Raw genomic sequence first — 14,310 nt, forward strand, 5'->3', positions numbered from 1 at the left:
CGCTTTAAATTGCGCCCATTTGTCAGTAAAAACAGCTAAATTGGTTATTTTGATTCAGCTTGCTCTCTGTAATACGCCTGCACTTTTTGCTTAAAGGCTTTAGGCATAATTGGCTTAAACGCAGGTAAGCGAATCGCCAGTTCTGGATCGTCAATATCAACCACCGACGCCAACTCCTGCCAAGGTGTGATATAAAGCACTTTTGGTTGCTCTTGCGAGCCTTGTACTTGGCTTTCAATAACATAACCTGACACCTTGACTGCTTGGCTAACTTCGCTTTTTTCCTGTTCTTGCTCTTGTTGCTGCGCGTAAACAGGATTAATTGCACTGTTCAAAGCGATTACACCAAATAAGCAAGCGTGCAAGCGCTTAACCAAACCTCTCGGTTTTCTTTGATACGGGTTATTTGCGCCGCTATTCATCACAATCTCCCATTGCTTTTATTGGCTAATTTATCGAGTTTAAGCTCAAGTACGGCCAGCCAGCGCTGTACTTTTTTATCGTCAGAAACAATCGCCAAATAAGCCTGATAATGCTGCTTTGCCAAAACAAAATCGCCTTGGTAAAGTTCGGCTAAAATCGCTAAGTTTAAATGGGCTTGCTGATAATTTGGCATGCTGCTCAAGGCCTGCTGATAGCTTTTTTGTGCCAAGGCAAAATCACCGCGCTGGCGCGCCAATACCCCATTAAAGTTGTGGGCGTAAGGGTTTAACGGGTTCGCTTTTAGCGCTTGATTAACATATGCTTGCGCGCGCTGCGGGTCTCCCTGCTGCTCAGCAATAATCGCTAAGTTCAAATATGCGCCAGCAAATGATGGCGCCAAATCACCTTGCCCAGCGCTAACCTCAGTAATCCTAGACTCACTAAGAACAAGCTCGGTAAAAATTTGTTCAGCTAATTGCCATTGTTGGCTTTCCATCGCTTCAACACCCGCTTTATATCGCGCCTGTACTTCGGCTGAGGTATTGGCCAGCGCTTGTTCTTTAGCAACTAAATACTCACTTTTTTGTTCAGGCAGTGCGCTTGGCGCATTAGTCATTGGTGCTGACGTTGATGCTGCTGAAGTCAAAGCCGAGTCATTCGCTGCCACTGGTTTGCTTTGCTTTAGCTGGCTACAACCACTGGCGAGTAAAACTACTGTGCCAAAAACTACCGACAAGGCATTTCGCGATGACAACACTGTGTTTTGAATTCCCTTTAAACAACTAAAATAATTCATAAATAATCGCTTCTCGTTGTTCAGTTTTGTCATACTTTGCTGGTTCTAATTTGGCTAATGCCGCAAAGCTTTTGGCAATCCAGTCACCGTAAAGCCCTTGCCAAGCGCGCTCAGCATTGGTTTGATGAAGTGTTATCGCTTGTTCTTCAAACGGATAAGCGAGTTCTTCGAGCAAAATTTTGTATTCTTCTTGCGCCAGCTCATCTAAGCCTTTAGGCAGTTGCGATTGCAAAACATCGCTAGCCAGTTGCTGGTACATGTTGGCAATTTGATAGTTAGCTTGCGGGACAAAGTCTGCCAAAGCCAAATCAAATACTTGCTGATAGTAATTAAGCGCTTGCTTTAACGACTTTTGTTTTTGTTTCAAACTTTTATTGAGTGGCAATTTAAGTTTAACGCGAGCAAAGCTTTGCTGATGAGCTTGCCCTAATTCAAGTGCCGATAACGAGGCCAAATAGGTTGATCGCGCTTGAACTTTTACGCTTTGTTTATCTGCTTGTTTGCGATGAAAACTGAGTAACTTTCGATACCAAAAATAGCGTTTGTTGGGCTCTTTGGTCTGACGATAAAATTCCGACATTTTAAAGCGCACTTCTTGGGCGATAGCAAATGGTTCGGGGTAGCTATGGGCATAAGTTCGAAACTGAATAATCGCCTGAGCCAAGTCACCGGCTTTTAAATAATTGTCGGCGATTTCGTACTGAAGCTCGCGCTTCAATGCTTGGTCTTTAGTCGCTTTTTGCATCACCGTTAGCTGCTTGGCGGCTTCGTTAAACTGACCAAGCGCCTGATAGCTGTTAGCGAGTTTTGCAGGAATACTGTCGCTGTACTCATGTTTTGGAAAGCTCTGTTGAAAACTCAACAATACTTCATTAGCCGCTTGCCACTTTTTAGCTGCCAATAACAAATTGGCTGCGTCAAATTGAGCATTGATTCGGTATCTCGATTTGGGCATCAACTTAGTTAATCGCAGCCATTGCTCAACCGCTTGTAATGGCTGAGTAGACTTTAAGGCTTCACCCTGTTGATAAATTGATGACGCGATCAGCTCCTTGATTTCTACTCGCTTATTTGCCGCATTTTGATGTTTTCGAGGTAAGTAGCTTAACGCCAGCCAATAACTCTGCTCTGCTTGCTGATAAGCCCCTTGTTGATAGTGACTATTGGCGATTAGCTCGTTAGCAATTTGCACTTGTTTAAGCGCAGCAGAACTCAGCTGTTCAGTGCGATTAGTGAAGTTTGCTCGCGGATTGATTTTGGCTAGCGCGTCGGCTTGGTTAATGCCATGTGCGGTCAGTAAAAAATCACTGTAGTAAAAAACCACCTCATAATCTTTGCGCTCAAAAGCGTCTTGCGCCGCTTTACTGGCTAAAACATGGGCGCGTTCATCGCTTGGATAGCTATCGATAAATTGACGATCAAGTTGGTTGCGCTGGTTTTCCAAAGCAACAAAACCATTGGCTTTTTCACTTTTTTGTTGTGTCTGTGCCAGTAAATCTCGAATAACTAACGTGGTTGCGTAGGCAGATTCACGCTTGATTTTTAGGTGCTCAGGGCTTTTAACTTGCTCAAGGCTATTCTGTGGCTCAAGGCTGTAAGCCAAACGTTGATAATTTGTCAGCGCCGCTTGGTAATCACCGGCTTCGTAACTGGCGTCAGCAAACAAATAGCGATCTTGATATAAATCTCGCTCCGCCAATAGTTTTTTAACGTTTACATCTATTGCACTTAATTCTGTAACATAAGCTGCACTTGCCAAGTATTGCGCTAACCACCGCGCGGCTTCTGCAAAGGCAAGCTGACGTTGACTTGGCTGATTACTTTGCTGGTTATTCTCATTAGAGGCTTGAGCCTTGTCTTGAGTTAAGCCTTGCACAATGTCTTGTGCTGCCGCATATAAACGGCGACCGTGTTGATAGCTAAAGTCTAATAATTTGGGCAGTACACTGACTCGATCTTCAAGCGAAATATCAGCCCAAAATTCGCTGTTTAAGCCATAGTTGTTGACAAAACTCTGTTGTAATTCTCGTACTTTAGGGTAATCGCCTCGTTGATTAGCCAAATCGATTAACGCCAGCTGAAAACGACTTGCCCAAATGTTTTTCGGACGTCGTTCAATATAGGCTAAGTAGGCTTTTTCGGCGTCGTACTCCAACTGTTTTTCTTGTAAAAACCGCGCTAAACCTTGAAACAAAACATGCTCAATGCTTGCCAAGCCAGCTAATTCACTAGCAACGGAATGTTGACGATAATAATCGTCAAGCAAGGTGACGAGACTTTTCGCCTGAACTTGTTGACTCAGTGATATTGTTAAAATGCGTTGGGTGTCGCGCGCTAAACTTTGCTGTGCTTTTTCAAGCATTTCAAAGGCGAGAATATCAGAAGTAGGTTTATCAGTGGCTAGAGTTTCGGAAGCTAAATCAGTACCCTGTTGATTCGCAGCAACAACCTGCTCTTGACCTATTCTTGTCAAACTTGTCGCTACCAAACGCGCCAATACCTGAATAAACATCTGATTAGCTTCGGTTAAGCGATTGGCTTTAAACAAGGCCCAACCAGACATGTAGCGGCTGTTAAGCTGGTAGTTCTGGTTTTCTGGAGCATCGAGCACTTTTTGATACAAGGCCAACGCTGCTGAATAATCTTGTAAATTGTAATAATGTTCAGCTTGTCGAAACAGTAACTCTGCGCGATGACGGGTTGCTGGAAATTGATCTAACAGTGTTTGATTAACGGTTAAACTGTTATCGAGTTCACCTTTAAGCTCAAAGGCTTTGGCGAGCTGATAAAGTATTTGTTCGTTTTCAGCGCGTGTTGGATAATCCGCTAATAATTGCTGATAGCTAGTGATCAGTCTATCAAGTTCAAAATCGACATTAGCCAGTTGCCGAGAGTTTTCAGCAGGCAATATTTGCTGCTCAAAATACTCGGTATTTAGCTCTGCTAAACGATATTTCATCTGCGCCCTAACATTTTCGCTCGGCTCCATCGCTAGCATGGTTTGATAAATCGCTCTGAGCTTAGTACTGCGTTGCGCTCTACTCTCATTAATGATAGCCTCTTTAGCACCAGTGCTATCATTGCCCCGAGTTTTAACAAGGTAACGGTTGTCGCGAGCGAGCTGAGCGAGAGTTGTTCTACTGCTAGTTTGACTATTCGCGCTTTGCTTTTCTGTGTCTTTTGTTTGATCATCATCAGCTCGATTATCAATAAGCTGACATCCTGTCAGCAAGCTCACGGCCAATATCAATATTGGCGACCAAGGTTTTACTGAAAAGCTAGTTTTGGAATCATGTTTCGCCATCATCTATTCGTGCCCCGCTGCTAGTATCGGTGCTTTATCAACCACAGAGCCTTTAGCATTAAAGTCTTTAGTGGTTGAGAGTGTCGAAGCTGAGTCCGAATCTGTTTGTGCGGTTAAACGCTCAAGTACATTTGCCATCGAGCGGCGGCTATGGTGAAGGTAATAATTCAACTGTTGTTGTTTCTGTTCGATAAAACCCGCCAGTTGTTGCTCAAAATCTTGCGACATCACTTGGTTCAACTGTTGTGCACGAGCTGACAAGGTCCGTTGTTGCCCGACAATATTGAGATAACGCTGTTCAAGTAGTGGATTCTGTTGGCTGCGCTGCTGTAATTCCGATACTCGATCCGCTTGCTGCTCAACATCAGTAATAATCTTACTAAGCTGCTGAACTTGGTATTCTTGCCGCCATAAACGATCGGGGAACTGCTGTTGTAAACGCCAGTTTAAGACACCGCTGACTCGCTCAAGACGCTCTTGATAACTCTGCACTCTAGATTGATAATCCTTAAAGTTTTTCATCATGCTAAGAACCTTGTTACTCGCCTCGATTCTATCGAGCCAAGTTTGTTCTTGCTGGTTGGCAAAGCGCTGAGCACTGCGTGGTGATAGCTGTTGATGACGAGCGATTTCTAGTGATGCGGTCAAATCATCTTTCACTTCACTGAGCTGCTCAATTTGCTGCTGGAAATCTACTTGTTGATATTGTTGTTTTATTTTAGTTAGCCGACTTTGATTAAGCGCCAAACTATTACCCAACCATTGTTGCTTACTGTCCAGTTCAGTAATGTCATCGGTCAATTGCCTTAAATCGTGCTGATGCCCCTGCCAACCCCGTTGATTTATCTCGAGTAGCGCTTGTTCAAGCCATGTTTTTTCTCCCGCGCTAAACCTAGCGAGAATAGCAGGTTCACGAAGGATTTTATTTAACGACTGCCCTTGAGCTTGGCGCTGAAGCTGCTCAACCACTTGTTTTAATTGCCCTGATAAGCCAGTTATATCGGTCAACTGACGTTGATAGTCAGCTTCAATCACTTGATAGTGCTGGTAGGCTTGTTCGAGTTGATTTTGTAAAGCAAACTGTTTTGCCAATAAGCCACTCGATTGCCAAGCTAAATAACTGTTTGGATATTGCTCAACCAATAAATGAAAAATCGCTTGAGCGCTGTCATAATCTTCAACTTTAAGCGCTGACAACGCAAATAGAAACATTGCCTGTTGCCGATACGGGCTATGTTCTGGAAACTGCGCTAACTCTTGATACGCCAAGTCAAAGTCTTGCTGTTTGACGTAAAGTTGTGCCAGCAGCAGGCTCGCGTAGTCTTTTAACGATTGAGTAACCTCGCGGTTATTGCCTGTCGCCTTAGCTGTGGCACTGTCATCGTTTTCAGACTGAAATAAGCGTTGCCAAAAGCTTTGTTCGGTGCGCTGCCAAGTTAATGTTTTAACCCGTTGTAAATCCTGCTTAGCTTGTGTGATTTGAGTAAATTGGGCAGCTTGAGCTTGGCTGGAAGCCTTTGAGTCATTATCAACACTGAGACTTTCTATAGTGCTAAGGGCTCTATTCACCAAAATATAAGCCAGTTGCTGATTGATATTGTTATGGCTGGTGCTCTTGTTTGAGCTGATTGAATCAATTGAGCTAATATCTAAGCCAGCGCTTGAGTCTTTGTCTAGAGCTGCATTTAAGGCTTTTGAAAAAGGTGCAGGCATCGACAATAATGCTTGTTCAGGCACTGATTGCGGCCAATAAGCAAGCTGCATCAGCGTGTAATATTGGCCATAATATTCATCATAATCGGATGTAAAACTAATCCGCGCTAAGGTCTGCTGAGCTAATTGCTGTGCACCTTGATTAATTTGTTGTTCAGCAAGTTGAAGCAGCGCGACCATTAATAATGTTTGTTGTTTTAGCCTAACCTCAGCCAGTTGTTCAGGTGTGTGTTGCTTTTTATTCGCTTGCTGATTCGATAATTGACCATCACTATTAATATCACTAGCGCTAGCATGGCTCGACAAACGACTAATTAGCGTTTTTAGGTTACGTTCGGCGTCGAGGTGTAAACCAAGGTGCACTTGCAAGCCCGCTTTAAATAACAAGGCGTTATTGTAGGTACCGTCGTCTTGCTGTGCTAACTCAGCCAAACGGGTTTCATTGTATTCTAGCTGCCTCAAGGCAAGTTCAGGTTGCTGCTGAAAATAATAAAATAACGCTCGTTGATAATACTTAGTGGCGACAGCATCTTTGTCTACCGCTACCTTATCTCCTGCTGTCGCTTCGCTATCTCCCTCTGCCGCTATGCTATTCCCTACTACCGCGATGCTTAGCGCAGAAAATATCAAGGCGGCAGCGAGCACTGCACTTGCGACAGTTGGCAACGGGACGAATCGTAGTGAGCGCATCATCATGGTTTACAGCAACCACTCTTCAACCACGACCTGAGCGCGGTAGTTGTTAGTTCGATCTTCAAGCTTAAGCTCAATCATGACAGCTTCATCATCTTTGCTAAACTGATAGTTGGCCGCGCGTTTAATCGGTCTTTGCTCATTGTCAAAACCAGTAAAAATCGCAGTTAGCTCATGTTCGCCTTTTTTGATATTACCTTGGTACAAGCCCTGAATACCGCCTTGCTCTAGCGCCTTGCGCTGACGCTCGGTGTAGAGAAAGCCCGCGACATTCTTGCCATCAATTTTTAATTCAACACTGTCTAGGCTAAAAAACTTACCAATGTCGACCGAGACAAATACTGACACTTGGCTACTAGCGGGAAACAGCAAGTCTTCTTCCAAAATGAAAAGATCTCGATTCAATTTCAGCACTTGCTGTTTGATACTGGCAAGCTCATTGGCAATTGCACTCGTGTCATTAGAATTAGTGTCGTTGGCATTAGTGTCATTAGAACCACTCTCTTTCAAACTAACGCTTTGCTGACTCGCGTTTGATTTTTTACTCATTTGACCGGCTTCCTTCTGGCTGTTAGCAGACGCTTGTCCAATGACAAAGACGACAAATAAAAATGCTAAGGCAATGCGGCACCCTGAACTTATCGTTGTTTTCATAACTCTTCCTCTATTGCCTTTCTTTGGTAATACTCTCGCTAGCGATAAGCATTGGTTTTGGCGCTAATCGGCTAAAAATAAACACTGACGAATGCCCTAACCACGTTAGCTGAAAAGCGGTATAACGGCTCAGCACCAACGCCACCAGGATCGTTAGGATTGCGAAAGTTGTTGTAGTTAAATCTGAGGTGATCCCATTGAAAGCTGGCTTCTGATTGCCAGTTAAATGGCGACCACGCGCTTGGAATTTTATAGGTAAGCCCTAACCCTAAGGTTAAATCGTCAAAGTCGCTAAGCTCTTTGTCTCGGGCGAGAAAATTCTGCGCGTCGCGAAATGGAAATAAATCGCTGTAGAAGTTAGCCGCGGTTTGTTGATAAACCCGCGCCTTCATTTCTAGCTCGAACTTGTCACCCCAAAACGGCTGGCGATAAGCGAGTTCAAAATCTTGCGATTCAATATCCCAACTGTCGGTAAAATAACGGTAATTGGCGAATAGTGCAGCGCGATACGGCAAGTAGTAACTCGACGACAATTTTACCGCGAACGAGTTGCGGGTATCTGGATAGACTTCACCCTGAAAACCAACGCCAGCAGCATTGCTGTTATCGATAAAGCGAACCGTGCGATATGGATTGTTTAAGTAGCCTTCGTCAGCAACCGCTTCAATATTGATACCGGCAGTCAAACTCGGTGTCAGTATTTGATTGATACCGGCGCGAATTCGATACTGCTGACTCGTTTCAAGGAAGTTGTCATCGCCGTTGCGCTTAATTTCGTTGTCGCCATATACCACACCTAAGCTAACCGTGGTTAAATCGCCAAAGGTATCGTGGGCAATGTTAAGCGCTACCGATTTGGCCAAATAATCACTTTCATCACTTTGACCGACATTGACGGCAATCACGGTTTTATCGTGCAGATATTCGGCGCCCAATTGGAACTCTTTGCGCTCTTCGCTATAAGGGCTGGCAGTACTTAACACGTCTACCGAGGCGGACGAAATAGTATCAACGTAGTAATAGGCAGATACCGCGACATTGTCATTGGCCTTTTTGCGAATTAACACCGCTGGCCCGTCAATTTTCATCCCGCCACCTTGATAGCTGTGATAAAGTACATCGGCTCTATCTGGGTCGAGGACGGCACCATAAGTTAACTTACTAATAATCAGTAAAATAACCGCGGCGACCAAGACTAAAACTGCAACCACTTTACTGCGTGTGCTCGTTTTATAAACTGCTTGAAACTGCTCCTGCTCTTGGCAGCTGACACCACTCATGGGTAATACTTTTACTTTTTTCTCACGGGTTGTTTCGGTGATCGATTTAATTACAGCCACAACCGCCACCTCCTGCGCCTTCAGCACCGCGGCCAGACTCACGCGCTTCGTAAACATGGGCAACATGACGGTTGGCAATATCGTGGCGATTCGCCGACATAATCGGATCTGCCAAACGTTGGCGCTCGTATGGTTTTACCCAAGGCTTAACGCCGAGCTGAGCACAACCAGACAGTGCAATGACACTTGCCAAAGCTAACGTCAAAGCCAAAGGTCGCGCCGAGCGTCTTTTAACTAATTCAATCACCCGTTATTCCCTAATCAACTGCTTGATAGCTTTGGCGTATTTCTTTTCGTAGCCTTTTTTATAGCCGCGAAAAACGTGACGCACTTTACCGTGGCGATCAACAATCACAGTGGTCGGCATCGCTTCGACTTGATAAGCGGCAGAGACTGTATTACTCGCATCGAAGAAAACCGGAAAATCAACGCCAATTTCCGCGATATAATCGCGACCTGCTTGATTTTCTTGCTCGACATTAACACCCCAAACGGCAACGCCAAGATCTTGATATTTGTTGTGTAGCTCTTGCAGAACAGGCATTTCAATACGACACGGACCACACCATGACGCCCAGAAGTTGATAATGATGATATTGCCGCGTTGCTCAGCAAGATTAAAATTGCCGCCCGCCATCGACTTTAAGGTAAAGTCTGGCGCAGCTTGTGCAGCCGACAACGCTTGGACATGCCCACTGAGCAACAAGGCTAGCGGCAAGGCTAAACTTGCGGCGATTAACTTTATTTTCTTGAATGTGCTGTGTATTTTCATCGTGATTTCCATCATTGCTGTGTATGCGATTAGCTTTTCACTAGTCGCCACCAAACTCAGGTTTACTCGCTAAATAGCGGGAGGACCTTAAAAATAAAACGAGACCCCAGTGGTAAAATTTAAGTTATGGGTGGTTTTGTTTTCCCCGGTGATTTGATTGTCAAAAACGTAATCAGTGACGCCAATATCCCACGCAATCCAGTCATTCATAAAAATGCGAAAGTTGGTGGAAAAATTAATGGTAAATTGATCTTCACCAGCAAATTCTGTGGTACCGCCGCCAAGCTCAACGGAAAAAACACTGTTAAACGCTAAGTCATCACCTAGAAAAACCTCGCCCGGTAAGACGTTGTAGCCAAGATTCAAACCGTAGTAAGTTAAATCGCGCTGATCTTCGGTCAGCAGTGGCGCAGTATTGGCAAGTCGTTCAAAGCTACTGGTACCAGCGGTCGCTTGACCATATTCGGCTTTTAGATAGAAATCTTCGCTAATGTGATAAGCAAAGTGACCCGCGTACCACGTACTTGACTCGAAGTCTTCGATGCTAATCAAGCCAACTTTCACGCCAAATTCAAAGTTTTCGCTGTCGAGTAAATCTTCCAGTACTTGGCGGCGTTCAACTTGAGGCTTAACTTGAGGTTCAGTTGCGGCTTCAAGGGGTTGCTCGCTATTTGTTTCTGTTTGTCCGTAAACTGTATTCGTCAATGCAAATGCCAATAAAGCAGTAAGTGCTCGCACCCAAACCTTGGTCACGCTAGCGAGTTGCTTTTGATTGCTGATTTGCTTGTTCATGGTCAATTCTCCAGATCAAATTGTTCGCTTTTGGCACTTGGCTAGCACATTAAAAAAATGCGCTAAAACCCAAGGTCCAAATTCTCAAGGTTTCGTTGTCATCTCGGTCGGTTAAGGCCAAGGCATATTTGTATTCGGCGCGCAGCACAAAGTTGCGGGTCAAATAATACTTAGCGCCAAGTGCGCCACTAATAAGGGTGTCACGTCGACTTTCAGCGTCGGCTAAAACGCTAATTGGCGTAGTTTCAATTAAACCGCCGCCAACCGATAAATAAGGGCTCACTAACCATTCGGGAAAGGGTTGTGCCAGTAAACTAAGTTCAACTAAATCGCTGTCTGAAATGCTGCCACTGGCTTTACCAAAAGAAACTTCACTGCTAATCACAGGGCTAAAGGCATAAGCGAGGCTGACGCGATAAAAGTTTGCATCTTCCAACTCGCCATAAGCAATACCACCTTCCCAATGGCGATTTTGAAAGTCATTTTGGTCTTGCTCTTCAGTCGCTAAAGCGCCTTGATTGAAACTAAATTGAACAAGTTGTTTTTGATTGATCCAGCCCTGATTGCCGCGCTTGTCGATGACTTTGAACCAGGCGGTACGCTTGGTCACCACAGTTAACTGTTCGCCTTGTTCAACCACATGAACAATCGGAAAACCTCGGCCAGGACCTGAACGCAATTCAACAAATGGCGCTTCAATAGTGATGTTGACCAATTCTTGTTCTGACCAAAAACTGGCGTTGGCACTCGTCGGAGCTAATACCGTCGATAAAGCCGTAAACAGAACTATTAACAAAGTCTTTAGCGTGACAAAGCCAGTGTCTAACATGCGCTTATTCAGTCGGCTAGTCATTACTGCGCCTCCTGATAAAACGGGTTGTTGTAATACTGGCCGCCAATATCAAGCCATTCACTGATCAAGCGAGCTTCGTCAACGCTGAGCGCGCCACTGTGATTGGCATTGTTTAAGACCTCAAAAAAGCGCGCACTGGCACGGGCACCGGCAGTCGACAAAATATTGTTAACCGGTACTGTGGTTAATACTGGAATTGGCTGACCATTTTCATCGATCAGTAACTCGCCATCAGGACCTAACTGAAAAACGGGATTGCCATTGTCATCTAACAGGGGTACGCGGCGGTCAACTAAAATACCTTCAACTAGCTCCTGTTCAACATCGGCAAAAAACAGTTCTCGGTAGCCATTGGTATGTGCAGGTTCATCACTTGATGGCGCAGTCGTTAAATCAAGTTGCCCTGCGGGTACTTGCGCAGTGCCATCGCTATCTAAAGTGTTGTGACAACTAGTGCAGGTTTGATCTTGCAAGGTTTCGCCAGTGACACTATCAAGCACCAAGCGCGACTGTTGCCACAGCGGTTGAATATGCTCTAGGTAATTAATTTGCAAGCGACAAAATGCCGTCCAATTAGTGAAACAACTCACGCCATTGGGCACCGCCGTGGTCAGAGCTTGGTAGCTCAGATTAGTCGATGGATTTAATGGCGCACGGGCTGGGTCGGTCCAAATATCGGTATAACTTAAATCGCTGCTAAGCTCGGCCAGTCCTAAGGTCTTCTCTGCCGTTTCAGCCATGGTTTGACCAAAACTAGGTACTAGGCTTGGGTTGGTATTGTTAAACGGCACGCCATCGCTTTGCGCGCCAACATTAATGCTGGTTAATTCAGCATCAGGTCTACCGTGGGCCGCTTCGCTGTTTCGAGTATGGCAGCCTTGGCACTGCATCACTTCGCCCGGACGTACAGTTAACCATTGGCGATGACGACCACCAATGCGTTGACCATTTTGATCGACAACACTTAAGGCAAAAGGAATATTGGCAGGTACTTTCACTTTAACTGAGCCGTCTGGCTGGATTGGCGTATAACCCAAGATTTCGCGCATTAACTGATCGCGGCTACGACCAAAATCAGTATTCTCTATTTCGCGAACCTCTTCTGGCGGCATTGGCACGCCGCGGACCAATCGCAAAAAGCGCGCCGGTCTTTGTGCGGCGCTCGTCTGGCTGGGATCTTTAAGCTGCTCAAGACCTTGGGCAGTACTGTCAACGCCCGCAAAGTCGTAAACACTGCGAATGTGAATGGCACCCGCTTGTTGGTTGAACAAATCGCTATCGAGCTCATTACCCGGCGTTTTGTCGGCGACAAAACTCGGTGCGACCGTGCTAGCTTGCATCACAATCGCTTCGGTAATGAAGTTACCTTCACTGGTACTCGCGACTAGTTGCTGGGTATTGTTCACTTGATTAAACAGCCACAATTCATAAAACGGGGTCGCTTGCACTAACTCAGGATCAGCGAGTTGCTCTGCGCTCAGTTGACCACAGGCTCTTACTTGCTGATCAATGATGACACGGCACAAATCCCAACTGACTAAGTAGCGTTGGCTTTGATCTGGCAAGGCAAATAAATGGTTAATGCGACCGCTTGGCGAGACTTGCTCGGAAAAACTGTAATCAAATTGCTGACGGTCAAACAGATCAGACAATGCTGACGATGCACTGGGATTATTAGCGGCAATGGCTTGGTTTTGATCGGTGAAGTCACGAATATTGATGACTTGTGGACGCTTCTGATAAACGTTTGGTTGACGACTGTTGAGCAGTAATAAAATATCGCCGCTTGGGAGCTGCTGAGGTTTGATAAAATCGACGATAGCGGTTGTGGTTTGCGATTGATCACCTTGAGAACTATCGCTCTGTGAAGGGGCGGATTGATTGATACTCAACTGGTGTGAATGCCAGCCGTAAACCAAGTGGTTTTCAGTACCATCTGGGCGCATCTTGTACAAATTAATGCGATTGTCGCCCCCCATGGCGTCCCAGCGGCTATACAAAATATGACCATCTTGAAGTACCAAGGGATAAAAATCGTGACTCAAATTAAAGGTCAACTGTCGAATGTTAGTGCCATCACTATCGCTGATGTGTAAATTAAACGCTGCTTGGTTGCCGCGTTCATTTAAGGCTTGATATTGAGGTTTGCCTTCATCGAGTAAAATCGCGCGTGACAGTTGTTGTCGATTTGACGCAAAAATTATCCGGCCGTCGGGTAAAAACGAGGCCATTAAATCATCGCCTTGTTCTGCGATAATATCACTTGTTATTAAACGCGAAAGACGACTATCTTCGCGGTTATAGCGCCAAATATTCCAACGTGGTTGTTGGTCTTCATCAAGATCTGGCTGCTCAGGTGCTCTAATCGACACCAAAAATTCTTGGCCATCTGGCGATACTGACAAATCTCTAATATCAATGCGTGATGGTAGTTTTTGGTTGGCATTGGCGTTGGCATCTGTGTTCGCAGAATCACCTTCTTGCTCAGCGTTTTGAAATAAGCCTGCGGTTAAATCTGTTTGAATGGCATTTGCGGTCGCGTTAGCTTTTAACACTAATCTAGCGCCGGGGTTAAAACGACTTGGCTGGGTTATGGGAAAACTAACAGCTTCTGAATTTTGCTCAGCAAAATTGGCTTGTAGGCTACGTTCTATGTAGACCACAGGGAATTCTTCCAACACTGGATCTGATCTATCTTCCGTTAACGAACTTTCTGAATTGCAACCGCTCATCAGTAAGCTGGTAAGAAAAAACAAACCAGTAAATCCGCTACAACACATCTTCGGATTCATACAAGTTTCCATTTTTACTAAACGCATTATTAATTCAATGCTGTTACACGAGTTGATATTTACAGCTAAGACCGAATTAACAAAGCTCTTACTCAAAAGTGTTAATTACGTGTCTTAGTAGTCAAGCTGTGTCAGCTTTTTTTACAATAATACATAAAACGATCGAATTACAACCAGT

The 14,310-nt window shown here is 44.9% G+C and carries 11 protein-coding genes; all 11 read right to left on the reverse strand.

Annotated elements, in window-relative coordinates:
- Positions 1-44 precede the first annotated feature (44 nt).
- The 11 genes from J7384_RS00535 to J7384_RS00585 all read right to left on the reverse strand — a co-directional run bounded on the left by J7384_RS00535 (position 45) and on the right by J7384_RS00585 (position 14,132).
- Positions 45-422 (reverse strand): hypothetical protein, encoded by a 378-nt coding sequence (locus tag J7384_RS00535; protein ID WP_209110139.1) that lies wholly within the window; start codon positions 420-422, stop codon positions 45-47.
- Positions 422-1,219 carry a tetratricopeptide repeat protein gene (locus tag J7384_RS00540; RefSeq protein WP_209110141.1) on the reverse strand — a complete coding sequence of 266 codons (798 nt, stop codon included), beginning with the start codon at positions 1,217-1,219 and terminating at the stop codon, positions 422-424. The genes J7384_RS00535 and J7384_RS00540 overlap by 1 nt, the downstream gene beginning before the upstream one ends.
- A complete protein-coding gene (locus tag J7384_RS00545) occupies positions 1,206-4,526 on the reverse strand; it encodes a tetratricopeptide repeat protein (RefSeq protein ID WP_209110142.1) in 3,321 nt (1,106 codons plus the stop codon). Before J7384_RS00545 ends, J7384_RS00540 begins: the two co-directional genes overlap by 14 nt.
- The gene (locus J7384_RS00550) at positions 4,527-6,932 is read right to left on the reverse strand and encodes a hypothetical protein (protein ID WP_209110144.1); all 2,406 of its coding nucleotides are present in this window, start codon (positions 6,930-6,932) and stop codon (positions 4,527-4,529) included.
- 3 nt (positions 6,933-6,935) lie between these two features.
- Entirely contained in the window at positions 6,936-7,583 is a 648-nt protein-coding gene (locus J7384_RS00555; protein WP_209110146.1) for an AraC family transcriptional regulator, read from the reverse strand.
- 71 nt (positions 7,584-7,654) lie between these two features.
- Positions 7,655-8,923 carry a DUF3570 domain-containing protein gene (locus J7384_RS00560; protein ID WP_209110148.1) on the reverse strand — a complete coding sequence of 423 codons (1,269 nt, stop codon included), beginning with the start codon at positions 8,921-8,923 and terminating at the stop codon, positions 7,655-7,657.
- Positions 8,910-9,170 (reverse strand): DUF4266 domain-containing protein, encoded by a 261-nt coding sequence (locus J7384_RS00565; RefSeq protein WP_348523830.1) that lies wholly within the window; start codon positions 9,168-9,170, stop codon positions 8,910-8,912. The genes J7384_RS00560 and J7384_RS00565 overlap by 14 nt, the downstream gene beginning before the upstream one ends.
- Positions 9,171-9,173: 3 nt before the next feature.
- Entirely contained in the window at positions 9,174-9,695 is a 522-nt protein-coding gene (locus J7384_RS00570; protein ID WP_209110150.1) for a TlpA disulfide reductase family protein, read from the reverse strand.
- 87 nt (positions 9,696-9,782) lie between these two features.
- Entirely contained in the window at positions 9,783-10,487 is a 705-nt protein-coding gene (locus J7384_RS00575) for an outer membrane beta-barrel domain-containing protein (protein WP_209110152.1), read from the reverse strand.
- Between the two features lie 49 nt (positions 10,488-10,536).
- Positions 10,537-11,340, reverse strand: coding sequence for an SH3 domain-containing protein (locus J7384_RS00580; protein WP_209110153.1), 804 nt, complete (start codon positions 11,338-11,340; stop codon positions 10,537-10,539).
- Complete coding sequence (locus tag J7384_RS00585; protein WP_209110155.1) at positions 11,340-14,132, reverse strand: PD40 domain-containing protein; 2,793 nt, start codon at positions 14,130-14,132, stop codon at positions 11,340-11,342. Before J7384_RS00585 ends, J7384_RS00580 begins: the two co-directional genes overlap by 1 nt.
- Positions 14,133-14,310 lie beyond the last annotated feature (178 nt).

Source organism: Endozoicomonas sp. G2_1 (assembly GCF_017744155.1).
In the GTDB taxonomy this organism is placed as follows: domain Bacteria; phylum Pseudomonadota; class Gammaproteobacteria; order Enterobacterales; family Alteromonadaceae; genus JAGHQT01.